24 protein-coding genes, 1 tRNA gene and 4 pseudogenes are annotated in these 25457 nt (G+C 65.1%); 1 reads left to right on the forward strand and 28 read right to left on the reverse strand.

The window, feature by feature from the left end:
* Window positions 1-539: 539 nt before the first annotated feature.
* From DPM13_RS01965 to DPM13_RS02095, 28 genes and pseudogenes are all read right to left on the reverse strand, one after another.
* Window positions 540-1680 (reverse strand): annotated as a pseudogene (locus tag DPM13_RS01965) (IS3 family transposase).
* Window positions 1681-1804: 124 nt separating this feature from the next.
* Window positions 1805-1881: transfer RNA gene (locus DPM13_RS01970), tRNA-His, on the reverse strand.
* A gap of 144 nt (window positions 1882-2025) precedes the next feature.
* Window positions 2026-2415, reverse strand: coding sequence for an ABC transporter permease subunit (locus DPM13_RS01975; protein ID WP_112888678.1), 390 nt, complete (start codon window positions 2413-2415; stop codon window positions 2026-2028).
* Window positions 2416-2461: 46 nt separating this feature from the next.
* Complete coding sequence (locus DPM13_RS01980) at window positions 2462-2677, reverse strand: hypothetical protein (RefSeq protein WP_112887348.1); 216 nt, start codon at window positions 2675-2677, stop codon at window positions 2462-2464.
* 13 nt (window positions 2678-2690) lie between these two features.
* Window positions 2691-3113 carry an NADH dehydrogenase ubiquinone Fe-S protein 4 gene (locus DPM13_RS01985; RefSeq protein ID WP_223252285.1) on the reverse strand — a complete coding sequence of 141 codons (423 nt, stop codon included), beginning with the start codon at window positions 3111-3113 and terminating at the stop codon, window positions 2691-2693.
* A gap of 64 nt (window positions 3114-3177) precedes the next feature.
* A complete protein-coding gene (locus DPM13_RS01990; RefSeq protein WP_112887350.1) occupies window positions 3178-3729 on the reverse strand; it encodes an Hsp20/alpha crystallin family protein in 552 nt (183 codons plus the stop codon).
* 94 nt (window positions 3730-3823) lie between these two features.
* Window positions 3824-4321, reverse strand: a complete 498-nt coding sequence (locus DPM13_RS01995; RefSeq protein WP_112887351.1) for an Hsp20 family protein — start codon at window positions 4319-4321, stop codon at window positions 3824-3826.
* A 214-nt stretch (window positions 4322-4535) separates the two neighbouring features.
* Window positions 4536-5576: a hydrogenase expression/formation protein HypE gene (gene hypE, locus DPM13_RS02000; RefSeq protein ID WP_112887352.1), complete on the reverse strand. Its 1041-nt coding sequence runs from the start codon at window positions 5574-5576 to the stop codon at window positions 4536-4538.
* Complete coding sequence (gene hypD, locus DPM13_RS02005) at window positions 5573-6748, reverse strand: hydrogenase formation protein HypD (RefSeq protein ID WP_112887353.1); 1176 nt, start codon at window positions 6746-6748, stop codon at window positions 5573-5575. The genes hypE and hypD overlap by 4 nt, the downstream gene beginning before the upstream one ends.
* A complete protein-coding gene (locus tag DPM13_RS02010) occupies window positions 6745-7029 on the reverse strand; it encodes a HypC/HybG/HupF family hydrogenase formation chaperone (protein WP_028717741.1) in 285 nt (94 codons plus the stop codon). The genes hypD and DPM13_RS02010 overlap by 4 nt, the downstream gene beginning before the upstream one ends.
* A gap of 4 nt (window positions 7030-7033) precedes the next feature.
* Window positions 7034-8515: a sigma-54-dependent transcriptional regulator gene (locus DPM13_RS02015; RefSeq protein ID WP_112887354.1), complete on the reverse strand. Its 1482-nt coding sequence runs from the start codon at window positions 8513-8515 to the stop codon at window positions 7034-7036.
* 4 nt (window positions 8516-8519) lie between these two features.
* Window positions 8520-9400: pseudogene (gene hypB / locus DPM13_RS02020) on the reverse strand (hydrogenase nickel incorporation protein HypB).
* Window positions 9400-9741: a hydrogenase maturation nickel metallochaperone HypA gene (gene hypA, locus DPM13_RS02025; RefSeq protein WP_112887355.1), complete on the reverse strand. Its 342-nt coding sequence runs from the start codon at window positions 9739-9741 to the stop codon at window positions 9400-9402. Before hypA ends, hypB begins: the two are co-directional and overlap by 1 nt.
* Complete coding sequence (locus tag DPM13_RS02030; protein WP_145963299.1) at window positions 9734-10306, reverse strand: hypothetical protein; 573 nt, start codon at window positions 10304-10306, stop codon at window positions 9734-9736. The genes hypA and DPM13_RS02030 overlap by 8 nt, the downstream gene beginning before the upstream one ends.
* Window positions 10307-10633: 327 nt before the next feature.
* Window positions 10634-11467: a [NiFe]-hydrogenase assembly chaperone HybE gene (gene hybE / locus DPM13_RS02035; protein ID WP_112887357.1), complete on the reverse strand. Its 834-nt coding sequence runs from the start codon at window positions 11465-11467 to the stop codon at window positions 10634-10636.
* Entirely contained in the window at window positions 11464-12297 is an 834-nt protein-coding gene (locus tag DPM13_RS02040; protein WP_080620611.1) for a hydrogenase expression/formation protein, read from the reverse strand. The genes hybE and DPM13_RS02040 overlap by 4 nt, the downstream gene beginning before the upstream one ends.
* Window positions 12298-12306: 9 nt before the next feature.
* Window positions 12307-12693 (reverse strand): thioredoxin domain-containing protein, encoded by a 387-nt coding sequence (locus DPM13_RS02045; RefSeq protein WP_112887358.1) that lies wholly within the window; start codon window positions 12691-12693, stop codon window positions 12307-12309.
* A 3-nt stretch (window positions 12694-12696) separates the two neighbouring features.
* Complete coding sequence (locus DPM13_RS02050) at window positions 12697-13008, reverse strand: HypC/HybG/HupF family hydrogenase formation chaperone (protein ID WP_112887359.1); 312 nt, start codon at window positions 13006-13008, stop codon at window positions 12697-12699.
* Window positions 13008-13625, reverse strand: a complete 618-nt coding sequence (locus DPM13_RS02055; RefSeq protein WP_189654815.1) for a HyaD/HybD family hydrogenase maturation endopeptidase — start codon at window positions 13623-13625, stop codon at window positions 13008-13010. The genes DPM13_RS02050 and DPM13_RS02055 overlap by 1 nt, the downstream gene beginning before the upstream one ends.
* 216 nt (window positions 13626-13841) lie before the next feature.
* On the reverse strand, window positions 13842-14588 hold the full coding sequence (gene cybH / locus DPM13_RS02060) for a Ni/Fe-hydrogenase, b-type cytochrome subunit (RefSeq protein WP_028717751.1): 747 nt from the start codon (window positions 14586-14588) through the stop codon (window positions 13842-13844).
* A 4-nt stretch (window positions 14589-14592) separates the two neighbouring features.
* Window positions 14593-14943, reverse strand: coding sequence for a HupE/UreJ family protein (locus DPM13_RS24685; RefSeq protein WP_262983311.1), 351 nt, complete (start codon window positions 14941-14943; stop codon window positions 14593-14595).
* On the reverse strand, window positions 14835-15179 hold the full coding sequence (locus DPM13_RS24690) for a HupE/UreJ family protein (protein WP_262983233.1): 345 nt from the start codon (window positions 15177-15179) through the stop codon (window positions 14835-14837). Before DPM13_RS24690 ends, DPM13_RS24685 begins: the two co-directional genes overlap by 109 nt.
* Before the next feature lie 15 nt (window positions 15180-15194).
* Window positions 15195-16987, reverse strand: a pseudogene (locus DPM13_RS02070) (nickel-dependent hydrogenase large subunit).
* A 175-nt stretch (window positions 16988-17162) separates the two neighbouring features.
* Window positions 17163-18080 carry a hydrogenase small subunit gene (locus tag DPM13_RS02075; protein WP_397245425.1) on the reverse strand — a complete coding sequence of 306 codons (918 nt, stop codon included), beginning with the start codon at window positions 18078-18080 and terminating at the stop codon, window positions 17163-17165.
* A gap of 157 nt (window positions 18081-18237) precedes the next feature.
* Window positions 18238-20542, reverse strand: a pseudogene (gene hypF / locus DPM13_RS02080) (carbamoyltransferase HypF).
* A gap of 17 nt (window positions 20543-20559) precedes the next feature.
* Complete coding sequence (locus DPM13_RS02085) at window positions 20560-21993, reverse strand: nickel-dependent hydrogenase large subunit (protein WP_112887360.1); 1434 nt, start codon at window positions 21991-21993, stop codon at window positions 20560-20562.
* The gene (locus DPM13_RS02090) at window positions 21990-22979 is read right to left on the reverse strand and encodes an NADH-quinone oxidoreductase subunit B family protein (RefSeq protein WP_028717757.1); all 990 of its coding nucleotides are present in this window, start codon (window positions 22977-22979) and stop codon (window positions 21990-21992) included. The genes DPM13_RS02085 and DPM13_RS02090 overlap by 4 nt, the downstream gene beginning before the upstream one ends.
* On the reverse strand, window positions 22976-24316 hold the full coding sequence (locus tag DPM13_RS02095; RefSeq protein WP_112887361.1) for a sensor histidine kinase: 1341 nt from the start codon (window positions 24314-24316) through the stop codon (window positions 22976-22978). The genes DPM13_RS02090 and DPM13_RS02095 overlap by 4 nt, the downstream gene beginning before the upstream one ends.
* A gap of 574 nt (window positions 24317-24890) precedes the next feature.
* Here DPM13_RS02095 and ahpC point away from each other — a divergent pair.
* Window positions 24891-25454, forward strand: a complete 564-nt coding sequence (gene ahpC / locus DPM13_RS02100) for an alkyl hydroperoxide reductase subunit C (RefSeq protein ID WP_028717759.1) — start codon at window positions 24891-24893, stop codon at window positions 25452-25454.
* The last annotated feature ends 3 nt before the right edge of the window (window positions 25455-25457 follow it).

Genomic DNA, 25457 nt, shown 5'->3' on the forward strand with positions numbered 1-25457 from the left:
CTGGGCCGGGTGCCGGCCAGAAGCGCCTTCGGACCGAGTGTTCAGGGCCGTCTAGCCGAATGCACCCGTGCCTAACACGGACACCCTGAGGCTCGAAGACGTATGCGGGACAGATCCCACGCAGCGGCTGACCGATCTGCGACAATGGTCGCTCAGCGCCGAACCCGCCACCTGACGGCCGACCATTCCCCTCGTTCGGCAAGGCGCTTGCCGTACTGCGCGAAGACGGCGGAAAGCCAGCTACGCCGATGTGGAACAGCGTTGACATGCCTACGGCAAATCCGAGGCGGCGGGCCTGCGCTCGGCCGACCTTGTCAGGCTCTCGTCCCAGCGACGGGACGCCGAAGGAGCAGAACCCGATCTGGCCTTGCTCCGCCATCTTGAGCTATGGCCTGCCATATGCAACGCGATCGGAACTGGTGTGGCCCGGCTGCGCCGACCATCGAAAGCCGATGGCCCCCTGTGCAAGCTTCTCGAGATCGAATGCGCCGATGACTGTCTGAGCTACTCCCCAATGGTTGGACAGATTTCCGGCTTATTTAAGCTATTGCCTGTGCCTGCTGATCGGTTTCGATGCTGTTGAAGTAGACCACGGCGGGCGGCTGCCCGCCATGGGCGGTGTGTGGCCTCCGATGGTTATAGAAGGTGATCCAGTGGTTGATTGCGGCCTTGGCCTGCGATCCTGTTTCCCAGGCGTGCAGGTAGACGCATTCATACTTCAGTGATCGCCACAGACGCTCGATAAAGACGTTGTCGATGCAGCGCCCCTTGCCGTCCATCGAGATCCGAGTGCCAATGCGCTTGAGCCGGTCGATCCAGCCGAATGATGTGAACTGGCTGCCCTGATCCGTGTTCAGATCTCGGGCGGCCCGTATTTGGCCAGCGCCTCCTTCAGGGCCTCGACGCAAAAGCTCGCGTCCATGGAGTTCGACAGCCGCCAGCTGAGCACCTTGCGGCTGTGCCAGTCCATGATCGCCACCAGATACAGCAAGCCGCGCCGCATCGGCAGGTAGATAATGTCGGCGCACCAGACCTGACCGGGGCGGTCCACGCGCAGCCCGCCCGAGCCAGGTAGGAATAGGTCTTGTGGCCCTTTCTCGGCTTGCTGGTGTTGGGTTTCTGGTAGATCGGCATCAAGCGCATGAGCCGCATCAGCCGCCGGATTCGCTTCTGGTTCACACCGTGACCCTCGTTCTGCAGATGCCAGGTCATCTCGCCGGGTCGAAGGGGGTCAGGAAATTGTCCTCGGTCGATCAACTGCATCAGAGCCAGGTTCACCTCCGTCTCACCCAATGGCTCGTGGCAGAACGACGAGCGCGAGATCGACAGAAGACGGCACTGCGCCCCGATCGACAGCGCAGGATGGTCCCGCTCGATCATCCCGCCTCATTTTCCGGTCCACGGCTTGAGCTTTCGTGACAAAAAATCGTTGGCGATGGTCAGCTCTCCAATCTTGGCATGCAACGACCGGACCGTTTCTTCGTCCACCTCCGCGGGCTTTCGGCTGCCCCGCTCGAAGATGTCCGCCGCACCGCCGAGCAATGCCTTCTTCCACTGATGGATCATTGTCGGATGCACGCCGTATTCGGCCGCCAACTCCGACACTGTGCGCTCGCCCTTCAAAGCCTCAAGCGCCACGCGCGCCTTGAAGCCAGCGTCATGGTTCCTGCGTTTCCGCATTCTGATCTCCTCGTCCTTGGAGCCCAGCAAACGTCAGATCGTAGCTTCCGTCACTGTCCGATTCCGCTGGGCCCGGCGCCGCAGTTGCGCGCGCTGCCATGAGCGGAGAGAAAAAGGCGAAGGATGGTACCGCCTCCCCGGCTCGAACGGGGGACCTCTAGATCCACAATCTAGCGCTCTAACCAACTGAGCTAAGGCGGCACTGGCGGGGGTATTAGCGCCACAGGTCCGGGGGCGCAAGCCCTGTCTGAGAATTAGTCCGTGGACGCGACTTGGTGTTGCTGCGGGCGGGGTAAAAGTCGTCCACCTATTCCCTTTCTGCGGCGGCAGGGAGGGCGTGAGGATTTACAGCGTGGACCTATATCTGAGAGTTCGCCAGGCTTGCGCGGAAGGCATGAGCCAGCGGGAAGCGGCGCGGGGTTCATCGCTCAGCGAGGACGATGCCTCCCATTGCTGATAGGGCACAGCCTGAATCGCGCCGCGCCAGATCTCTGCCAAGTAGGCCGAGACATAGATCGCGAGCGAGGCCGAGGCAGCCAGCAGCGGCGGAATTTCCAGCCCCATCAGCGTCAGCCCGTAATAGGGCATGAACAGGATCATCAGCACCGGGATCGACTGGATAACCAGGACATAGCTGCCGGCGATAGTGCGCAGCATCCCGGACCAAACGATCATCGCCAAGGCCGCGATGACATGCAGCACGGCAAGCCAGACGGGATAGCCGACCTCTGTCATCCATGGGCCGGCGCCGAGCCAGAGGCCGGCGTGCAGCAGCAGCCGGTCAGCCGGTTCGTGACCCGACCACAACAACCATGCGCATGCGACGATCGGTGACGCCAGTCAGCATAATGTTCCAGAAGGCCGCGGTCGGCAACGCCATCGTCATCGGCAGCGGAGCCAGCAGGAGGCCAGCCACAATGACACCCGCGGCACCGATACGGTAGCCGACATGTTCACGATTCGCGATCCAGTCACCGCTCAGGGTTCTTCTGATCATCGGGTGAATTTCATTACGCCGCCAGCGGCATCTCCGGGGCGTCCGAGCTGTCATGCAGTTCAGGTCGGGCCGGCCGGGACGCGGCACGAGCGTTTCCGACCATGCCGGGCGGCATGTGAACCTGATACGCGATCCCCAGCCGGCGTGCATGATGGATCGCAGATTCGACGCTGGGGAAGGACAACTCGACCTGAGATGCGGTGTCGTCGCCAGACGTCCATCCCATCAGCGGGTCGATCCAGGGTGCGCGCCGCCGCTCAATTCGCAGACGCCACGCCTTGGCCCGGGCGCGCCCCGATGTCATGGCCGATCGTGCGGGCTTCCAGATATGGGCCACTGCATCGGACGGCAACGCCGAGGCCCATGCCGCCTCGCCCGTCCCCGACATTCCCAAACCTGGGGCAGCGGAAAAAGTATCTGCGTTCAAAAGCTGCATCTTTTCCTCCATTGCGTACAACAGGGGAAGCGGCGGGCCGGGCTGTGCCGGCCCTCCAGTGTTTTCAGGTTTTCAGGGGAATGCGTTTCACCTGCGCCTGAGCGGCCTCAGTCTTGGGCAGGGTGACGGTCAGCACACCGTTGTGGAAACCGGCCTCGACCGCCGCCTCGTCAATGCCCGAAGGCAGTGGAATGCGCCTCTCGAACCGTCCGTAGACGCGCTCCGAGAACTGCCGCTCGCGATCCTCGGTAGTGCTGGACTTTTCGCCCCGCAGGGTCAGCAGCCCGTCCTCAAGCAGGACCTCGACATCCTTCTCTTCAAGGCCCGGCAGCTCCGCCGACACGCGGATCGCGCCATACGTCTCAGAGATCTCGACGCTGGGCCAGGTCGCGCCGGTCCACCCGGTCCCCAAACCCGCCCCAATACCAGAAAAGGCCGGCAAGCGGGTGTCGAAAGAGCGGAAGAAGTCGTCGAAGAGACGGTTCATCTCGCGGTGAAACGTCACGAAAGGGTCGCGGGGCTCCTCGCGCCACTGGGCCGGTGGCGGAGCGTCCCGATCACGCCACCATGGCAGATTGCGCGTCCAGCTTTGCGGGATCAGATCCTTTACGCTCATCTTTACCTCCTACATTCCTGAAGTGATCGCTGCGACCTGCGCATCGGGATTACCGATGCGCAGGAGCTTTGCGGATTAGCTCAGGGCTGGCCGATCAGGCGGCAACCGGCTCGGGCTGCTTTTCCGAGGCCTGGGTCGTCGTCAGGCGCGGGGTATCGACCCCGGCCTTGGACGCTTGCGCGATCTCGATGCGGCGGGGTTTCTTCTCTTCCGGAATTTCGCGCTTCAGCGACACCTCCAGAAGACCATCCACCAGCGAGGCACCCTCCACCCGCACATAGTCGGCCAACTCGAACCGGCGCTCGAAGCTGTCGGCGGGGATGCCGCGATGCAGGTATTGGGCATTCTCGTCCCCTTCCTTGCGGCCGGTGACGATCAGCACATTGCCATTCTGCGTCAGGGTCAGATCGCTCTCGCGGAAGCCGGCGACCGCCATGGTGATGCGGTAGCTGTCTTCATCGACACGCGCGATGTCATAGGGGGGCCAGCTGTCGGTCCCGTCCCTGCGGGACGCCGCCTCAAGCGCGGCCAGGATCCGGTCGAAGCCAACGCTCGACCGGAAAAGCGGCGTAAAGTCAAACGTGGTTCTCATAGCCACATCCTCCATTGAGCAATATGGGTACAAGCACATGATATTGCCGGTTTATCCGGCCCAGGCACCCATCAGGGCCACCTGCGAAAATGCATTTAGAGACCGCCGTACGGGTTTCAAGGGGCTCGTTGCAAAATCTTGAAGCAGCGGCGCGGCGCGGCGCGGCAAGGATTGAAGAATGAAAGGCTTTCGGTCCAGCCCCAGGTCGACCCGATCAGCAGATCCGGGGCAGTTGTTCGCCCAGCAACATATCCACGACGCGCTGGCTGCCGAAGACCGTGCGCATCCTGACCTGACCCGGGTGATCGGAGACGGCGCGCCCGATGATCCTGGCGCCCTGCCCTTCCGGGCAGGACCGCATCGCGGCCAGAGCCCGTTGCGCCTCGGCTTCCGGGACGAAGGCCACCAGGGTGCCTTCATTCGCGAGATAGAGCGGATCGAGGCCAAGGATTTCGCACATGCCACAGACCTCGGGGCGCAGCGGCAGTGCCGCTTCGTCGATCTCGACCCCGACACCCGCCGCAATCGCCATTTCGTTCAGGGCCGATGCGAGCCCGCCTCTCGTCGCATCGCGCGCGGCCCGCGTCCCCGGCGCAGCGGCGATCACGGCCGCCATGAGATGCCCGAGGCCCTGACAATCCGACTGCAGATCCGTTGACAGCGCGAGATCCCCGCGGGCGGCCAGGATTGCCGCGCCATGGTCGCCCAGCACACCGTTGACCAGCGCCACGTCGCCCGGCCGGATATGCCGCGCCGCCAGATCGCAATCGCCTGCGATCACCCCCACCCCGGAGGTGGTGATGAAGATCCCGTCCGCCTGCCCACGCCCGACGACCTTGGTATCTCCGGTGACGATGCCGACCCCCGCCTTTTTCGCCTCATGCGCCATGCTCGCCACGATCCGGCGCAGCGTGGCGATTTCGAACCCTTCCTCGATGATGAAGGCCGCCGAGAGCCAGAGCGGCCGCGCGCCCCCGACAGCAAGATCGTTGACCGTGCCGCAAACCGCGAGCTTGCCAATGTCCCCTCCGGGGAATTCCGCCGGCGTGACCACGAAACTGTCCGAGGTAAAGGCCAGCCGCGCGCCGGGCGTGCGCAAGGCCCCGTCCATCAGCCGGGCCTGATCCTCGCCCGAGCCGGGCCCGAATGCGGGCAGGAATACGGCCTCGATCAGGTCGCGCATCGCCTTGCCGCCGCCTCCGTGGGACAGCGTGACATGGGTATCGCGCAGGACGACGGGATGCGGGGCGTTCATGGCTGCCCCCGGCCGGGCTGGCTGGCGGCAACCGGATCACAAACCGATCCGCGGGCCCCGCCATATTGCCAATAGGCTGCGCAGGCGCCTTCGGAACTGACCATCAATGCGCCCAGCGGCGTCTCGGGCGTGCATCCCGTGCCGAATTGCGGGCAGGTCGTGGGCTTCATCCGCCCCGTCATGACCGCCCCACAGGCACAGCCCTCGGGCTCGGGCAGAACCTGCCGGACGGCGCCATAGCCGATGCCGAACTTCGCCTCGGCGTCATAGGCGCGATAGGCCTCGCGGATTCGCAGGCCCGAGGCATCGATCTCGCCCAGACCACGCCATTCGAAGCTGGGGCGACGCTCGTAGACATCGACAATGGCCGCAAGACTGACCGGATTGCCGTGTTCGGGCACGACGCGGGCATATTGGTTCTCGACCTCGGCCCGCTGTGTGGCGATCTGATCAAGCACCATCAACACCGATTGCAAGAGGTCGGTGGGCTCGAATCCCGCGACGACGATCGGCTTGTGATAGTCTTGGGGAATGAAGTCATAGGGATGGATCCCGACCACCATGGAAACATGGCCCGGCCCGATGAACCCGTCCAGCACCATATGCGGATCATCCAGCAGCACCCGGATCGGTTCGGGCACCGTGATGTGATTGCAAAACACGCTGAAATTCGCCAGCCCCTCACGTGCGGCCTGTTGAATGGCCAGCGCCGTCGAAGGGGTGGTGGTCTCGAACCCCAGCCCGAAGAACACGACCTCACGCGCCGGATTGGCCCGCGCCAGCGCCAGAGCGTCGAGCGGACTATAGACCATCCGCACGTCGGCCCCGGCGGCGCGGGCCTGCAAAAGCGACATGTCCCGGCCGGGCACCCGCATCGCATCGCCGAACGTCGTGAAGATCACGCCGGGCCGGCGGGCGATCTGAATGGCCTCATCCACCCGAGAGCGAGGCAACACGCAGACCGGACAGCCGGGGCCGTGGATGAACTCGATCCCCGGATGGACCAGCCGGTCCAGCCCGTACCGGAAGATCGAATGGGTATGGCCACCGCAGATCTCCATGACGTGGATCGGCTGTTCGCCTGTTGCCCCCAATTCGTCGCAGCGCCGCGCAATCGCGGCCAGCAGCGCGCGCGCGGCCTTCGGGTCGCGGAACTCGCTGGCATATTTCATCGCGCAAGCTCCCGGTCAGCCTCGGCCATCTGCTCGAGCGCCTCCTGCGCCTCGCCCAGGTCGTGCAACGCGGCCAGGGTGCGGGCAGCCTCATCGGCGTCTATGCGGCTCATGGCGAATCCGACATGGATCAGCACCCACTCCCCGATCAGCAGGTTCAAGGGGCCGTCGGCCACGCAGGCGACATTGACCTCGCGCCGCACACCGGACACCTCGGCCATGGCCATCAGCCGAGCCTCGTCCGTAATGGCGGTGATCTGCCCCGGTATACCCAGACACATGGCCTTATTCCTCTTCCTCGTCTTGCGACAACCGATCGGATGGATCGGTGATCCCGTAGCGGTCCAGCTTGGCGCGCAGCCCGACACGGCTTAGCCCCAACTCGGCAGCGGCGCGGCTCTTGTTCCAGCGATGCCGGGTCAGCGTCTCGCGCAGGATACGCATCTCGATCAGTTCCACCCGGTCCTTGAGCGTGCCGTCCCCGGTCAGCACCGCCTGCGCCGAGCGATCTGCCCCGGTCTCGGAAGGCGGCCCCTGGAGGATCGCCCGCGAAATCAGATCTGCCCCGAGGACGCTGTCCTGCGCGAAGATCAGCATGCGGGTGATCTCGTTCGACAATTCGGCGATGTTGCCGGGCCAGTCGTAGTTTTCCAGAAACTCCAGCGCGGCCACGTCAAAGCCATGCACCAGCTTGCCGTGCCGGGCCGCCAGATCGATCAGGATATGCTGCGCCAGAAGCGCCACATCCCCCCGTCTCTGGCGCAGGGGCGGCAAGGTCAGTTCGGCCACCGCAAGCGCATAGTAAAGATCGGGGCGAAAGCGGCCCTCGGCCACCAGGGCGGCCGGGTCGCAGCCCGCCCCCGCCATCAGCCGCAGATTGCTGGTCACGACTTCCTGCCCGCCGACAGGAGTAAAGGCCCCCTGCCGCAAGACCCGCAGCAGCACCAGCTGCATCGCCGGCGACAGGGTTTCGACACCGGCAAGATACAGCGTGCCCCGATCCGCTTTCTGAAACAGCCCGATCCGGCTGGTGCCCCCGGGCACAACGCCCCGCTTGGCCCCCAAAAGCTCGATGGCGATCAGCTCCTCGGGCATGCCGGCAAGGTTCAGCGACAGGAACGGCCGGTCCGAGCGCAAGGACGCCATATGCATGGCTCGCGCCAGTTGCGCCTTGCCGGTGGCGGGTTCCCCGGTCAGCAGGACCGGCACGTCGAAGGCGGCGAACTGCCGAGCCGCCGTCACGACTGCGTTCATCGGCGACTGCGGACTGCGCAAGACGCTTTCGAACCCCATGCCGTCGATCAGCGCGCGCCGTCTCTTGGCCAGCCGGCTTTCCGCCGTCGAGGTCAGATGCCGCATTTCCAGCGCCATCCGTTCATTGTCCCGGGCCAACTGAAACAGCCTCGCCGCGTTGCGGACACAGACCAGCAGATGATCGGGATGCCAGGGCTTCTGCACGAACTGATGCACGCCCGCATCGTTGATTGCAGCCGCCATCGCTTCGGGATCCGTATAGCCGGTGATCAGCAGGCGCACCGTTTCGGGCCAGCGCTCGCGCACCTGCGCCAGAAACTCCACCCCCGTCTGCCCCGGCATTCGCTGGTCGCAGATCACGACCTGAACCCATTCATCGGCCATGATCGCCGCGCCTGTGCGGGTATCCGACGCGGTCAGGATGTCGAACTCATCCTCCAGCGCCATCCGCATCGAGGCCAGCGAATGCGGCTCGTCGTCGATCAATAGGACAGAGGGGCGGCTCTCGCGCATCGTTTCAGGCCTTTGCCGCCTGCGCGCTTTTCAGCCAGCCAAGCCAGTCCTGCATTCCCTCACCGGTGCGGGCCGAAACCCGCAAGAACCGATCTGCGGATTGACCCTGCGCAGATTGGCCTCGTAGGCGCTCAGATCGGCGTCGCAATGCGGCGCCAGGTCGGTCTTGTTCAGGATTGCCAGCCGTGCTGCGGTGAACATGTCGGGATATTTCAGCGGCTTGTCCTCGCCCTCGGTCACCGAAAGGATCGCAACCTTGGCATCCTCACCCAGATCGAACGCCGCCGGGCAAACCAGATTTCCGACATTTTCGATGAACAGCATCGAGCCGGGGGCAAGGCGCAGGCTGTCCATGGCATTCGCCACCATCTGCGCGTCCAGATGACAGCCCTTGCCCGTATTCACCTGCACCGCCCGGGCGCCGGTGGCGCGGATGCGGTCGGCATCCGCCTCGGTCTGCTGGTCGCCCTCGATCACCGCCAGCGGCTGGGCGCCCAGCATCGCGATCGTCTTGCACAGAAGCGTGGTCTTGCCCGAGCCGGGCGAGGAGACGAGGTTGACGGCCAGCGCCCGAAGTGCGGTCAGCACCCGGCGATTGGCCTGTGCGATCTGATCGTTCTTCGCAAGGATCGAGGTTTCGACCTCGATCAGCCGCGCCTGTGACAGACCGGGCACCGAGACGCCCGCCGCCCCCTGGCCGTAATGGTGATGATCGCTGCCGTGATGGGCATGCCCGTGGCCGTGTGCGTGTCCATGGTCATGCATGGTCGTGGTCATGGTCATGGTCGCGGATGGATGGGCAAGGCCCAGCCGGTGCGCCTCGTCATGGCTGATCTCGCGCCCGTCCACCAGGACCGTCTCGCTGCAACCACAGACAGTACACATCAGATCACCTCCATATCGCGTATCCGCATCTCATCGCCGCCTTCGGGCAGCAACCTGCCGCCGCCGCACAAGGGACAGGGAGCCAGCCGGTCGTCGATCTCGACCGCCGTCGCACAGTCGAAACACATTGCCCGACCGGGCAAGTCGATCATGTCGAGCACCGCCCCTTCGGCCGGGCTACCGCGCATCACCACATCAAAGGCAAAGACCAGTGCGGGCCTTTCGACGCCGGCAAAGCGGCCGATCTCCAGCCTGAGTCTTGTGACGCGGGCAAAGCCATGGGCGCGGGCCTGATCCTCGACGATCTGGCGGATGCCCTCGCAAAGCGACATCTCATGCATCTTCGCCCCCGAGGTTGACCGGGATACAGGGATCCAACACCGAAACCAGAAGCGGCGCGAGCCCCGCCTTGCCGGCGGGCAGCCGCGCCAGTGCCGCCTCAAGCAGGCCACCGGGCATCAGAAGGTGGTCGGTGGGGGTGCGGCGGTGAAAGCGCGTGACAGTCCCCGCCTCGACCGACATCTGCAGGGTACAAATCCCGCGCGAACAGGGCACCAGCGCCGTACCATCGGCCAATCGACGCGGGGCGGGGCCGTCTCCGCGCGACAGCGCATCCAGGTCGACAAGCCGTGCCAGAACATGGGCCAGCGGCCCCGCCCCCCATCCGGCCAGCGCGGATTGCACCAGCGGATGCGCGCGATGACGGGTCAACACGCTGTTGTCGACCGGCCTGTCAGTGAGCGCTGTCGCCGGGTCGAAAGGCGGCAGATCCGCCTCGGCCTCATGCGGGGCGAAGGCCTCGGCGATCCTGCCAAGCAGCGGGGCCAGGCCACGACCCGCGTTCAGCCAGTCGGTCAAGGCATCGGCTGCGAACAACTCAGGGCCGCCGAACAGCGCCTGCCGCAATGCCTCGCCCCCGCCGGTCCATCCCTGCGGCAGCGCATGCGGCGAGAGGCCCAAAAGCGGCGGCCATTGCAGAAACAGCTTGGCCAGGTGATCGCGGATCATATCGCGATGCAATGGCGACGAAGCCAAAGGGGTTCTGCCACACCAGTTCCAGCGCGGTTTCCTGCACCGAATGGCAAAGAGCGAAAGTCGCCGGCAAAAGCCGTTCGACCTCTGCGGCCGGACGGCCTGTCATGATCTGATCCACCGCAAGCCCGACCGCGCCCGGACGGCAAAGCATCAGGCCCCCGCCCCGCTCGGCAAGCCGGAATCTTGCGGCAGTCCGATTCATTCCGCCGCCCCGGTCGTGGGCACATCCTGGCCCCCGTCCTGGCCTGCGGACAGCCCGCCTGTCAGCAGTGCGCGACGCGAGGGCCGCAAATTCGGGACCGGCGGCTCGGCCTGCCTGGCCGGGGCCTCTGCGGATTCACGGGCTGCGCGGATTTCCGCGGCGCGGTCGGTCTGATCGCGGTTTTCAGCCCTGAACAGCTCGGCCATGACGGCTTGCGCGACCTCGACTGCCTGCAGCTGACTGGTGAAATCCGCCATCGGCGAAAACAGCGAACAGGCCTTGTAGGGACCGACCATCTCGCGGCTGTTGTGAAGGAATTCATAATCGCCTGAAGGAAAAGAGATCACCTCCTTCTCGCCGGGTTTCAGCACCGGCCAGTCTGCATCCTCGCCCGGCAGAAGCACGAGGTTCATGAACCAGGGCGCGATCAGCACGCCCAGATAGCAGCCGTCATAGGCGCGAAAGCCCACGGCCTCGACATGAAGCGCCTGATTGATCACCGGCACGTCGCGCATCTTCGAATGATAGACCTCGCGGAAATCGGCCACGAGCCGCGCCGTCGCCGCGCCGATCCGCGCGGCCTTGCGCATCTCGTCAGAACCGGGATCCTCGCGGACGATGAACTGCGCCTTGGGCGCGTCGCAGCCGGGGCATGTCCAGTCCTCGGGCAGCGCCACGAAGGGCGTGCCAGGCAGGACCTGGCGATAGTCGTCGCCCTCGGCCGGGTCATAGGTCGTCCAGCAGATCTTGCATTCCATGATCGCCCGCGGGCTGATCCGGTCATTGGCCCCAAGATACGAGCCCTCGAACCCGTGACGCGCCTCGCTCATCGGATCGCCCCCAGCACTTCGCGGATGCGGTCCGCGCTGTCCGCCAGATCCTCGGGCGCCGCCAGCGCGACCTCGGGAACATCGGTCACCTCGAAGGTATCAAGGATCAGCGTGTCCATCGAGTTGAAGAACTGAACCCGCCAGACATGGGCCTGGCCGGTCGCGGTCAGCCGGCAATTGCCATAGCCGCGCGACAGGATGGTGACCGATCCCTGACCCAGGGCCGTATCGAGCCAGACAAGATCTTCTTCCGTATGCGGCAGAAGCGTCAGATTGACGACATGCAGGTCGTCACGGGTGCGCCATGCGGCGGATTTGTCGATGAGTTCGGCCAGCAGCGCGGGCGCATTGACCACGCCGGGCTGGCGCGGGGCAAGAACGCCGATAGCGGGGCGCTGCGGCACGAAGGCGCGCTCTAGCGCGACCGCGGGGATCGGCGCAACCTCGACGCGGTCGATGCCTTCGGCCTTCAGCACCCAGACCCCGGCAAAGACGCTTTCCTGCGCCGCGATCGCCGGCACGCCCCGCGCGCGCAGCGATACCTCGCCCTGCCCCAGCGTCTCGGCGATCAGGGCGCGATTTTCGGCATCCAGCCCGCTCAGATCAAAGCCCCGGCGCGCGGCGCCCCCCGCCACGGCGTCGCAAGCATCGGCCAGCGCGGTCAGCAGGTTGAAAGCCGGCGCCAGCGGCGCGGGGTCCACGACCTCGGGAAGGTGCATGTCATAGGTCCGCATCCCCGAGGGCAGCGGCAGCCAGTCGAGTTCTTCGCCCTCGTCCGGCTGTGATCCGGGGCCGAAACCCTGCGGCGGCAGATGGAAATTCGCGGCCATGATAAATCCTCAACCCGGCAGTGACAGGATATGGCTGGTGCGGGCGATGTAGTCGTCCCAGTCGCGGATCTTCTCGATCGCTCCAAGATAGAGCCCTTGGCGAAAGAACAGAAATCCTGGCGTTTTGAGCGCCTTGTGGGTTTCGCGGACCTGCGCCTCGATGGCGTCATCGACCAGCGCGCAGTCGAAGGCGTTCTGGAAGGTCATGCGCAGTTCCGGCAGGATCACCGCCGCGTCCGCCGTTTCCAGATTGCGCCGGGGATCGCCCGGAACGAACAGGCAGTGCAGGCCGGGCCTTTGGGTGAATTCAGCCACGTCATGCAGGGAATGCAGCCTCGGCCAGCCGAATTCGTCCTCAAGCCGCGCCAGAAGCGGATGCAATGCGGTTACGGTCATGGTTCAGCCTGTCCTTTGGCCCGCATTCAGGGCGGCTTGCAGATGGGGCGGCAGTTGCGGCGTGCGGGTATCGAGGTCGGCGAAGGCATCGCCGGGATCGCCCCCGGCCATCACCGCGCGCAGCCCGTCCAGCGCGGCGGCGATGCTGGCGGCGCGGTCGGCATCGATCACCTCATGCGCGGTGCCAAGGAAACACAGAACCCAGTCTCCGGGCCGCGCCTCGGGCACAAGGCTGAGATCGATCAGATCGCCCCTGGTGTCAGTGCCGGCGATACCGTCGACGGAAGCGAGCTTTGCGGGAATGCCCATACACATCAGCCGGCCGCACGAAAGAACCGCGCATCCCCGATCCGGCAGGCCAGCGACTCGTCGGGCCGGCCTGTCTCATAGGCGTCGCGCCGGATCGCGGGATCGGCCAGTTCGCCCTCGGTCGCACCGGGCCGCGCCTCGGCGCCCCATTCGGCCAACCGGCCCAGCGCCACGGCGATGGCCTCGGGGATTCGGGCCGCAACGACATCGCGCAACCCGCCGCCGTAATCTTCCAGCTCGGCGGGCTGGCAGCCGATCAGCACCATGCGCGGCGGGCAACGTCCCATAAGCTGCGCCGTGGCGATCACCTCCTGAAAGCCGGTCTGATGCAGGCTCATCTTCTTGGCGCCCAGGAAGGCCGGCACCTCGTCGCCCTCGACGATCTTCAGCGTCCCCGGTGCGAGGCCGTAATCCACCGCGTCAAAGACGATCAGCGCATCGGCTTCCTCAAGAAAAGGCAGCAGGTAAAGTCCCTGCGTTCCCCCGTCCAGCAGCCGGACATGGGACGGCAGCGCGTGACTGTCGGCCAGCGCCTCGACACAACGGACACCGAAACCCTCGTCTGCCCAAAGAACGTTTCCGATCCCGAGAATGAGGATATGTTCAGGATTATGCGCTGGCATCGGTCCCTCCCAGACCAGGCTCGCGTCCGGCAGGCCGGCTTTGCACCCCACAGTATACCTTCCACCCTGCCATGCGAGGCAAAAAGCCGCAGGCGCGCAAAAACCATATATGTAAATGATCTAAAATAGAAATCCCGCCGAGAACGGCGGGATTCACGATGAACGAATGGCTAGCACCCTTCCATTTTTACCTATAGCTGGAAGGCTTCGTTCCAGTCAGTCCTTCCGGTCATCCTTGAAAGTGCGGTGCCCGGAAATCATGGTCGAGACCATGGATTGGCGCGACATGATGTCTTCGCGGACCGCCACATAGATATGGACGATCACGAAGATGACGATCCACCACATGCCGATGCGATGCAGCGTATGCAGGCGCTGCGTGTTCTGCACCAGATCCTGGGCCCAGCCGAACAGCGTGTAGAACACGCTGTCACGCCCCGCCCCTTCGGCATAAAGCGCGAAGCCTGTAACGATCATGAAGCTCAGCCCGACCGTCATGAACAGGAACATCGCAAGCTGCGCCAGCGGGTTGTGCCCGACATATTTCTTGGGTTCTTTCTCGAGAAAGAAATACCAGCGCAGTTCGAACAGCAACTCGCTCCAGAACCGGCGGGAAAAGACCGGCACATAGAACAGCTGTCTGGCATGGTGGTTGCCCATGAAGGCCCAGTAGATGCGGCCGAAAAAGCCCACGGTCAGGATCATCGCCGCCGCGAAATGGGCAAATCGGATATAGCCGAAGACGAACTGGTCATAGGCTTCGGCGATCTGCATCGAGGGCGGCGGACGGCCGATGAACCAGCCGGTCACGCACAGGACCATGATGCAGGCGGCATTGACCCAGTGCCAGATCCGGACCGGTGTCTCATAGACATAAACCGAGGTTTGTCGCGTCACCTGATGCGCGGCGCCCAGCGCGCGGCCCTCGAAATGATGGTCGTCAGAGGCGTGGCTGTCGGTCATGGCGTCAGCCTCCGGCCATCAGGGCAAGGCCCGCCGCGGCGATGCCGGACCCCGAAAGGGTCTGCAGCAGCCGGGCCGCGCGGCCGTCCGCGATCCTCCGTGCGATGCCGATCCCCACCAGGTGCAGGCCTGCGGTCGAGATCAGGAAGCCCGCCATATAAGCCAGCGCATTGCCATGTGCCTCGGTCGCATGGGCGTGGCCATGGCAGGCGGCGAACAGCCCGATCGCGGCCAGCGAGGCAAGCGTCAGCGCCTTCGGCGTGCAGCCCGGCGCGAGACCGCGGTCAAAAGGCCGAGGGCTACCACCGACAGCACGATCCAGGTCTCGACCATCGGGATCGGCACGCCGGCCCAGGAGATCAGCGCCCCGGCCCCCATGGCCGCCATGAAGGTCGCTGCCCCCAACCAGAAGCGGTGCGGCACCACGAAACCCGACCACAGCCCCACCGCCAGCATCGCCAGCAGGTGATCCGGCCCGAAAACCGGATGCTGAAGCCCCGCGACAAGACCCGAAGTCTCGCCGTGGCCGGTATGGGCCGCGGCGGGCCCGGCGAGGGCCAGCGAGAAAACGGTCAGAAGGAATTTATTCATCGCATCGGTCCTTTCTCAGCGCACCTTGACGGTGGCGAGTTCCTCGCCGCCAGGCGACATGACATGGGTGGAACAGGCAAGGCAGGGGTCGAAACTGTGCAGCGTCCGCAGGATCTCGACCGGCTCGTCGGGGCGTTCCATCGGGGTGTTCATCAGGCTGGCCTCGAAAGCGCCGATATTGCCCTGGGTGTCACGCGGGCTGCCGTTCCACGTCGTCGGGACCACACATTGATAGTTCTCGATGCGGCCATCCTTGATGCGGATCCAGTGGCCCAGCGCGCCGCGCGGCGCCTCGGTCATACCGACGCCCTTTGCCTCTTTCGGCCAGGTCGAGGGATCCCATTTCTCGACATTGGCCGTGGTCTGGTCGCCGTTCCTGATGTTGCGGATCAGCTTGTCGAAGAAATGCTTCTGCAAACGGCCGCAATATTCCGATTCCAGCGCCCGCGCGGCCGTGCGCCCAAGCGTTGAAAACAGTGCCGAGACCGGAAGCTCCATGGTCCGCAGCAAGCCCTCGACCTGGTTCCTGATATCCTCATGCCCCTTGGCATAGCCGACGATATAGCGCGCCAGCGGCCCCACCTCCATCGCATGGCCCCGCCAGCGCGGCGCCTTGATCCAGGAATATTTGGCGCTTTCGTCAAGCTGTTCGATATTGGTCTTGGTACCCTTGAAGTTCGGTCCCAGCTCGAACTTCGGGCTGGTCTCGCCATCCCAGGGGTGCAGGCCCTTGCCCGGCTCGCCATAGGTGTACCACGAGTGATCGACGAATTCCTGGATCTGCTCGGGGTCGCGGGGATCGACATCATGCACCTCATCGAGGTTGCCGTTGATGATCGCGCCACGCGGCAGATGCAGCTGATCCGCCTCGAAATTGTTCGGATGCTCGGGGATATCGCCGTAGGCCAGCACCGATTGCGACGACAGCCAGCCGCCATAAAGCCACATCATTGCAATCAGCGCGACTGACATCACGCCGTCCAGTAGACGTTGCGATTGAACTCGTTGCACAGATCGATGATGGAGCTGACCATATTCAGCCGCTCCATGTTGATCGCGCCGACCGATCCGGTACCGTCGATGTTGATCGGGCAGGGAACGCCGCCGACCAACCAGTTCGGATGCGGGTTCTTGCCGCCAAAGATCGTGTGGACCTTGACGATCTCCTTCTGCAGATCCAGTGCCTCGAGATAATGGGTGGTGGCCATCAGATCGGCCTCGGGCGGCAGCTTGTAGGCCGGATTGTCCCAATAGCCGTTCTTGAACAGCCCGAGCTGCCCGGATTCGACGAATCTCTTCAATCGGTTCTGCACATCGCGGAAATATCCGGGGCTTGAAAGCGGGTGTGAAGGTGACACCATCTGCTGCAATTCGCTGGTCGCCTTGGGATCGGCGCGCAGCGCATTGACCGGATTCACCCAGTCCAGCGCATGCAGGTGGTAGAAGTGAACCACATGGTCATGGATCTGCAGGTTCAGTTGCATCATGTTGCGGATCGAATTGGCATTGTCCGGGATCTGGATGCCCAGCGCGTCCTCGACCGCGCGTACGCTGGTCAGTGCGTGCGTCCCGGTGCAGACACCGCAGATCCGTTCGACGAAGGCCCAGGCGTCGCGCGGGTCGCGGCCCTTGACGATGACCTCGAGCCCGCGCCACATCGTGCCGGTCGAAACCGCGTTGCGGATGACGCCCTGGTCATCCACGTTCACCTCGCAGCGCATATGGCCTTCGATCCGGGTGACCGGATCGACCACGATACGGCGGCCGGAGGTGTCGAGGGTAAAGCCGTTCGGCGTATTGATCGTCATGGTTCAGCCCTCGGATTTTTCGGGAAGGGTGGTCTGGGACTTTTTCTGCGCCCGCTTCAAGCGCCGAGATCGCCGCAAGGACGGCGACAGGCCATCCAAGGATCGTACTTCAAACGAGGCACGTCCCAGCTTCGGCCTCGACCCCGAAACGCACATGCTGTTCAAGGTATGGCTGCTAAAGAATGGCGTTACCATGCAGGACTATCTTGAGCAGCATATCGCCGGGCTGGTGAAGGGAATGAAGCTCTTCATTCCAGCGCACGGTGGAACAGGCATTGTAGGTGGTCGGGCCCTTGCAGCCCATCTTGTAAAGGCAATAGCCCTTTTTCGCGTTTTCGTCGTCCCAGTGCTCGACGAACTGTCCGGCATCGAAATGCGGGCGGCGATAGCACTTGTCGTGGATGCGCTGGCTGTAGAACATCTTGGGCCGGCCCTGGCGATCCAGCTCCGGCATCCGGTCGAAGGTCAGCATATAGGTGATCACGCCGGTCATCACCTCGGCAATCGGCGGACAGCCCGGCACCTTGATGATCGGCTTGTCCAGGATGACCTTGTGCACCGGGGTCGCCCGCGTCGGGTTGGGCGCGGCGGCCTGCACGCAGCCGTAGCTGGCGCAGGCCCCCCACGAGATGATCGCTTTCGCATCCTTCGCGGCATGGCGCAGCTTTTCGACGAAAGGCTTGCCGCCGGTGATGCAATACATGCCATCTTCATTCAGCGGCGGATTGCCCTCGACGGCCAGGATATAGTTGCCCTTGTATTCCTCGATCGTCTCCTCGAACGCGGCCTCCGCCGCGTGGCCCGCCGCCGCCATCAGCGTGTCGTCATAATCAAGGCTGATCATCGACAGCACCACATCCTTGGCCAGCGGATGGGCCGAGCGGATGAAGCTTTCCGAGCAGCAGGTGCATTCCAGGCCATGCACCCAGATGACGGGGGTGCGGGGCTTGGTCTCCATCGCTTGGGCGATCTTGGGCACGAAGGCCGGGCCAAGGCCAAGCGCGGCCGCCGTCAGCGAGCAATACTTCATGAAGCTGCGGCGGGTGATCCCCTGCCGGCGCATGACGTCATAGAAGGTTTCGATCCCAGACACACTGTCCTCCCTGGCCCCCGGCCCCGCCATGCAAAACAGCGGGCGGGGCGTGAATTCGCGTGGTATTCAATGGGATGCAGAAGTCGGCACCCCGAGGCAAAGACAAAATGCCGCGGGCGAAAAGGACCGCTTTCCTTCTTATTGCGTTTTACGATCTCTATCCTACTATATAGGCGAATTGCATGCGGAAAGGGCGTTCCGGCATGGCATCAGTTTCCCACGGCGCAATCCTCGCGGCAGCGATCATCGCCGCTCCCAACGCGATGCCGCCATCGCCGGCCGGCGTGAGGCGATGTGCCAGCACTGGCACCCCGGGCAACATCCGGTGCAACAGGTCCAGGCAATAGCGGGTCAGCATGGCATTCTGAAAGCACCCCCCCGACAGCGCGACGGCCTCGGCCTTGCCCGTCTCGACAAGCCGCGCGGCGCGACCGATGAAGGCCTCGGCAAGGCCCGCGTGAAACCGCGCGGCACACAGACCCGGCGGAATTGCGGCCGCCAACGCCTTCCGCAACTGACCGAAAAGCGGCGCAGGGTCAATTTCCGCCTTATCCTCGCCCAGTTCGAACCCCGGAACCCCTGCCGGGCCGAACTCACGCGCGAGGGCTTCAAGACGCATCGCGGCCTCACCCTCGTAGCTCTGGCGCATCGGGCACAGCCCCAGCACGGCGGCGGCGGCGTCAAACAGCCTGCCGGCGCTTGACGAGAGCGGCGCGTTGACCCCGGCCAGCGCCATGCGGCGGATTACCTCGCGCGGGGCGTCGGGGAACAGCGCATCCGCCCAGTCGCTCAGGCCCGCCTGATCCAGTCGCATCACCGCATTGCGCCAGGGTTCGGCCTGCGCGCGTCGCCTCCGGGCAGCGGGGCACCCGCAGATGGGCAAGCGCGTGATGTCGAGATTCGCCCAGCAGGATCTCGCCGCCCCAGAGCGTGCCATCGGGTCCAAGCCCCAGGCCGTCCAGCACGATGGCCGCGACCGGACCGCCCTCTAGCGGCCAGAGGTTTTCCGCCATGGCTGCGGCCATATGGGCATGATGGTGCTGCACATGCACGACCGGCAGGCCAGCGGCCTCGGCCCGCCGCGTGCTTTGAAACCCCGGGTGCAGATCGCAGGCGGCAAGGACCGGCTGATGCCCGAACAGCTCGGCATAGTCGCGCCGCGCGCGGTCATATTCCTCCAGCGTCAGCGCGTCGCCCAGATCACCCAGATGATGCGACAGCATCGCCTGTCCGTCTTTCAGCAGACAGATTGCCGCCTTCATTTCGGCCCCGAAGGCAATGACCTGCGGTGCGGTTTCAAAGCCCGGTGGCAGCGGCTGCGTCCCCGGTACCCGCCCCCGGCCCCGTCGCAACACCATCGGCGGATCGCTGCGTTCCACCCCGTCGTCCAGCCGTCGGACGATCTCGCGGTCATGCATCAGAAAGCCATCGGCAAAGGCGCCCAGTTTCGCCCGCGCCTCGTCCAGCCCGATCACCTGCGGCTCGCCCGACAGGTTGCCGCTGGTCATCACCAGCATCCCGTCGAACGCCGCGATCAGCAGATGATGCACCGGCGTATAGGGCAGCATGACCCCCAGATCGCGCATGCCGGGGGCCACGGTCTTGGGCAAGGTGCCGCGCGATGGCACCAGAACCACCGGCGCTGCCGGATCGCGCAACAGGTGCCAGTCCGCCTCGGACGGCAAGGCGTGGGCGGCGATGACCCGAGCGCTGCCCATCAGCGCGAAAGGCTTTGACGGGCGCCGCTTGCGGGCACGCAACAGCGCAAGGGCGGCCGGATTGGCCGCATCGCAGGCCAGATGAAAGCCGCCAAGGCCTCGGACCGCCAGCACCCGCCCGGCCCGCAGCGCCAAGGTCGCCTGCGCGATGGGATCTCCGGGAACCTCGCGCCCGGCCGCTTCGAACCACAGCCTTGGCCCGCAGGCGGGGCAGGCGATGGGCTGGGCGTGGAACCGGCGATCAGCAGGGTTGGCATATTCCGCCGCGCAGTCCGGGCAAAGCGCGAACGCCGCCATCGAGCTGCGCTCTCGGTCATAGGGCAACCCCTTGAGGATTGAAAAGCGCGGCCCGCAATGGGTGCAGTTGGTGAAGGCATAGCCCTGCCGACGCCCCGGCGACATGATCTCGGCCAGACAGTCGGGACAGGTCGCGGCATCGGGCGTGACCCGGGTGCGCGTGCCCGGGCCGCCGCTTTCGGCGATGACGAAGCCTTCGGGGCGCCGCCTGAATGTATGGGGCACGGTCTCCACCACCTCGACACGGGCCAGCGGCGGAGCCTGGTCGCGCAGGGCCCGCAGGAACGCCTGCGGCGGCACCGGGGCGACGCGGATCAGCACGCCCTCGGCATCGTTCAGGACCTCGCCCCGCAGCGCCATCTGCTGCGCGAGTTTCCACACGAAGGGTCGATACCCCACACCCTGCACCTGTCCCCGGACACGGATCGCAGCACCGGTTTCCTGCATGACTCTCTCCCGTGGCGTCAATGCACGGTGCAGACCATGCAGGGGTCGAAACTGCGCACGATATGCTGCACGCTTAGCGGTGTTTCCTCGCCCTCGGACACAGGTGCGCCCACCAGCGCCGCCTCCAGCGCGCCGGGCGTCCCGGCGCTGTCGCGCGGCGAAAAGTTCCAGGTCGTCGGCGCGACGATCTGATAAAGCGCGATGCGCCCCCGCTCGATCCGCAGCCAATGGCCAAGCGCACCGCGCGCCGCCTCGACCAGACCTTCGCCCTCGCCGTCGCGCAGGGTGACCGGCCCGGTGATGAACCGCGCCTCGGGCGTGATGCCACGGGCCAGGTCCTCCATCAGCATCTGCGTGCGGGCCAGTTCCAGCAGGCGCGCCGCCACCCGCGCCAGCACCCCGCCCCCGGCAAGATCGCGTGCCAGAGGATGGTCGTCGATGACCTGGCGTGCCAGGGCGCCGGTCTCCATCACCCGGCCCTGATAGCGCGGCGCCTTGCACCAGCTGTAGGCGCTGTCCCGCATCGTCTCGTCCGGTTCGGTCATCCCGCGCGCGGGATGCGAGGCATTCCCCAGCATCCAGGAATGGCTGAGATCTTCGGTGATCGCCGTCGTCTCCAGCGCAGCCGGCGCGCCCAGCCATGCGCCGGGCGCGAAACCATGGCCGCCCTCCAGCGGATAGGCCCCGAAAGACAGGTAGCGCCCCTGCCCGCGCCCCTGCCCGGACAGATCAAGATCCGTCGCGATCTCAAGAAAAAGCCCGGCATCGCCGCGATCCCAGGCCAGCAGGGCCGCACTGGAATTCAGCGCCGCGAAGGCCTCGATCGGCGCACCGAAAACCACGGTTTCCAGATGGCCGCGAAAGGCGGCAAGGCTGGCAAGGATTCGGATCCGATCACGCGCCGTGGGCGCGCGGGTGACGCCGCCCGGCTGGATCGCCAGGGTATGGGGCCATTTGCCTGCCAGCATGCCAAGGACATGCATCAGCCCCGCCCGCGCCTCGACCGTGGCACGCTGCGCACCGCCGGCCATCGCGGCGAAGCGGTCCACCGCGCGCGGATACCAGGCCCGTCCGGCATAGGCTGTGCGGGTAAAATCCGGCATGAAGAACAGGTTGAAATGCGTCAGATGATCCGAGACATTCTCGATCGCATGGATCAGCGCCGCAATCCGTTCGCCCTGCGGCTCGGGGGTCATGCCGCAGGCCTGTGCCAGCGCCCGCGCCGCTGCTGCCGACTGGCTGATCGAGCAGATGCCGCAGATGCGCGGCACGATGGTCAGCGCATCGCGCGGGTCCTTGCCGGGCAGCATCCGCTCGAACCCGCGATAAAGCGGCGAGTTCACCCGAGCCGAGGCGACCACGCCGTCGCGAATGTCAAGCTGCACCTCAAGATCGCCCTCGACCCTGTTGAAGGGGCCGACGATCAGCCGTCCGCCTGCCTCGCCGCTCATCGGGGTTTGCCCGGCGCAGGCGGCACGATCATCCGGTCGGCGGTCGCGTTTCGCGCGATCCGCGCCGGGGTTGCCGCCTTGGACAGTGATGCCAGTGCCATGAACCAGGCCTTCGGCATGTCGGTGGGCAGCCCGACCGGGATCCCGGCGATCTTTGGGGTCGATGTAAAGCTGTGGCGCGGTTCCTCGAATTCGGGCGCGGTGCAGTTGATGCAGGGATAGCCGCCTTTGGTGCAAGAGCCCTGGCCGTTCCACGGCCGGATATTGCAATCGCCAACGGCCTGCGTGCCGACGCAGCCCAGATGCTCCATCATGCAGCCCATCTCGGACAATTCGCGGGCGCTGGCCTTGTATTCGTAGAATTCATTGCGCGAACAGCCGTGATGCACCAGATGGTCGGCGTAGAACCGCGGCCGCCCCAGGGAATCCAGCGCATCGACGGTCAGGGCACCGCCCGCCAGCAGCATCAGCGTTTCGGTGACCCAGTCCGGATGGGTGGGGCAGCCGGCGACATTGATCACCGGCAAGCCCGAGCGCGCCCGGAACTCGGCGGGCAGCGCGCCGCCGGGGCGCGCCCCGTCATAGTGGACCCCGACCGCATCCGAGGGATTGCCGCCGGCCGTGGTCACGCCGCCATAGGTGGCGCAGGTTCCCACGGCAACCACGTCGCGCGCCAGCGGCGCCAGGCGGCGCAGCCAGTCCAGCAGCGACACGCCCGTGCCCGACAGCATCTGATAGCGCCCGGTGCCATTGGGGCCGGTAGCGATGGAGCCCTCGATGCACAGCACGTCCAGCGCGATCTCGCCGGCCTCGATCGCGGCCAGCAGGCGGCGCACCTCGGCCCCGCTCTCGAGGCTGAGCGCAGGGTGCCACAGAAACCGGATCCCCGCACCGGCCAGAAGGTCAAAGACATTCGGAGCCTCGGCGCAAAGCAGCGACATGGTGCAGCCGCCACAACCCGCCGCCTGAAGCCAAAGCACGTTCATTCCCGCCCCCCTTCCGTAGCCAGCGGCAATTCCAGCCGGAAGCTCGCCCCCGGACAATCGGGATCCGCGGATGGCATGAAGGCCAGCGTGCCGCCATGTTCCTCGACGATCTTGTGGCTGATCGACAAGCCCAGCCCGGTCCCCTGCCCCACGGGCTTGGTGGTAAAAAACGGATCGAAGATCATGGCCGCCGTCGCCTCGTCGACGCCCGGACCGTTATCCGACACGATCAGCACCCCCAGACCATCGGCAGTCGTCAGCGTCAGGCGGATAAGGGGGCTGTCACAGTCGGCCACCGCATCCAGCGCGTTCTGGACAAGGTTCATCACCACCTGCTGGATATGGCCCGGGCGGCCCCGAACCCTGACTGGTCCGCCACGCACCTGGGGCTCGACGGCGCGTCCCGCCCCGCGCAGCACCCAGTAAGAGCCGATCCGGGCGATCTCGGCCAGATCGAAAGCGACCATCTCGCCGCTGCCATCGGCCGAGAGGCGCCGCAGATCCTCGACAATATTGCGCACCCGTTCGGCGCCGTCGCGCGCGCCCCGCACCGCCTCTCGCAGGTTGCGAATGTCGCGGTCCAGCCGAAGCTCCTGGCGCAGCGCCACCAGTTCCTCGCGGTTGGCCCCGGCCTGAACGCGCGCGAAATAGGTCTCGAACTTGCCAAGGTAGCGCTCCATCGCGTGCGCATTGGCATAGACAAAGCTGATCGGATTGTTCAGCTCATGCGCAACGCCGGCCAGCAACCGGCCAAGCGAGGCGAGTTTTTCCCCTCGCACCAGTTGGGCCTGTGCCGCCTTCATCTCGGCGTGGCTCTGTTCAAGCTGGGCATAGGCACGGCGCAATTCACCCACCGGCCGCCCTGTCAGCACCATGCCCGCGACCCTGCCCCGCTCATCAAGGCGTGGCGACAGCACCGCCTCCAGCGGCGCCGGACCGGCGGGTGTCTGCAGCGCCAGATCCAGCGTCAGCGGACGACGGCTGCGCACGACCTCGGCCTGGCCGTTCTGCAAGGTGGCCAAAGTAGCCTCGGTCACCAGCCCGGAAAGCGGGCGTCCGATCAGAGCCGAGGTGGAAATCGCCAGACAGTCCGCGGCAGAGGCATTCACCTCTTCGACCTGACCCTTGCGGTCGAGCACAATCAACACATCCGAAACCGAGGCCAGCACCGAGGCCAGGAAGCGGCGCAGAACGTCAAGTTCGCGGTTGCGGGCCTCGATCTGTTCCTGATGTGCGACCAGTTCGGCATAGGTGCGGTCAACTGCCGACAGGACATCCAGCCAGGCGGCATCGTTCAACTGGATATCATCCCCGCCTTGCCGGGCGCTCGTGGCCATGTCTGATCTTTCCGTTTACCCGCGCTGCGACCTGAACCGCGCCGGGCGCGCCAAAGGTGAATTGCCATTGATAAGATGTCGACTGTGTCATTGCCCAGCACGACTGTATAGACCGGACGGGCGCTGATGGTGCGACCGCCTCGACGGCGATCATATCAAGATGGGTCCGCGAAACTCCCTGTGAAGAGCGGTCTTGCCCGAAATTCCCGCTGCGCGGATGACCAGGGCCCCGGAAGGCCCCCGCCGCGACTTGGGTTTGCCTCAGCTTGCACTGCCTACCGATTTGGCCCTCGGGAACTGCGGTTGACGGTCAGGGTCGCGGGGACGTGGCCGGTGGCGCGGCCTAGATCACGCTGCCCTCAGACAACCCCTTCGGTGAGGGTCGCGCCCAGCGCATGGCTGATCTGCAATCTTCGAAACGTTCCACACTTGTAAAATTATCTTTTCGAATCAAATCAATGCATGCAGAACGCAAGTCGATGGACTGAAGCTATCGTTTATTCAATCTCGATCGATTTGCTTCTTTTGCGGTCGCGGCATAGCGATACTGCGACACCAAGAAAAGGAGCCGGACATGGCGATCATCAACAGCAAGATCATTCCGTTCAAGGCGCAGGCCTACCGTCAGGGCAAGTTCATCGAGGTCACCGAATCCGATGTGGTGGGCCAGTGGTCGGTGTTCTTCTTCTACCCGGCCGACTTCACCTTCGTCTGCCCGACCGAGCTGGGGGATGTCGCCGACCACTATGCCGAACTGCAGTCGCGCGGTGTCGAGGTGTTCTCGGTCTCGACCGACACCCATTTCACCCACAAGGCCTGGCACGACAGCTCGGAAACCATCGGCAAGATCCAGTACACGATGATCGGCGACCCGACGCACGAGATCAGCCGCAACTTCGGCGTGCTGCGCGAGGGTGAGGGCCTGGCCGACCGCGCCACCTTCATCATCGACCCCGACGGCGTGATCCAGGCGATGGAAATCACGGCCGAGGGCATCGGCCGCAATGCCGAAGACCTGCTGCGCAAGATCAAGGCCGCGCAATATGTCCGCGCGCATCCCGGTGAGGTCTGCCCCGCCAAGTGGCAGGAAGGCGAGGAGACGCTGGCCCCCTCGCTCGATCTCGTCGGCAAGATCTGATGC

Source organism: Paracoccus mutanolyticus (assembly GCF_003285265.1).
Taxonomy (GTDB): domain Bacteria; phylum Pseudomonadota; class Alphaproteobacteria; order Rhodobacterales; family Rhodobacteraceae; genus Paracoccus; species Paracoccus yeei.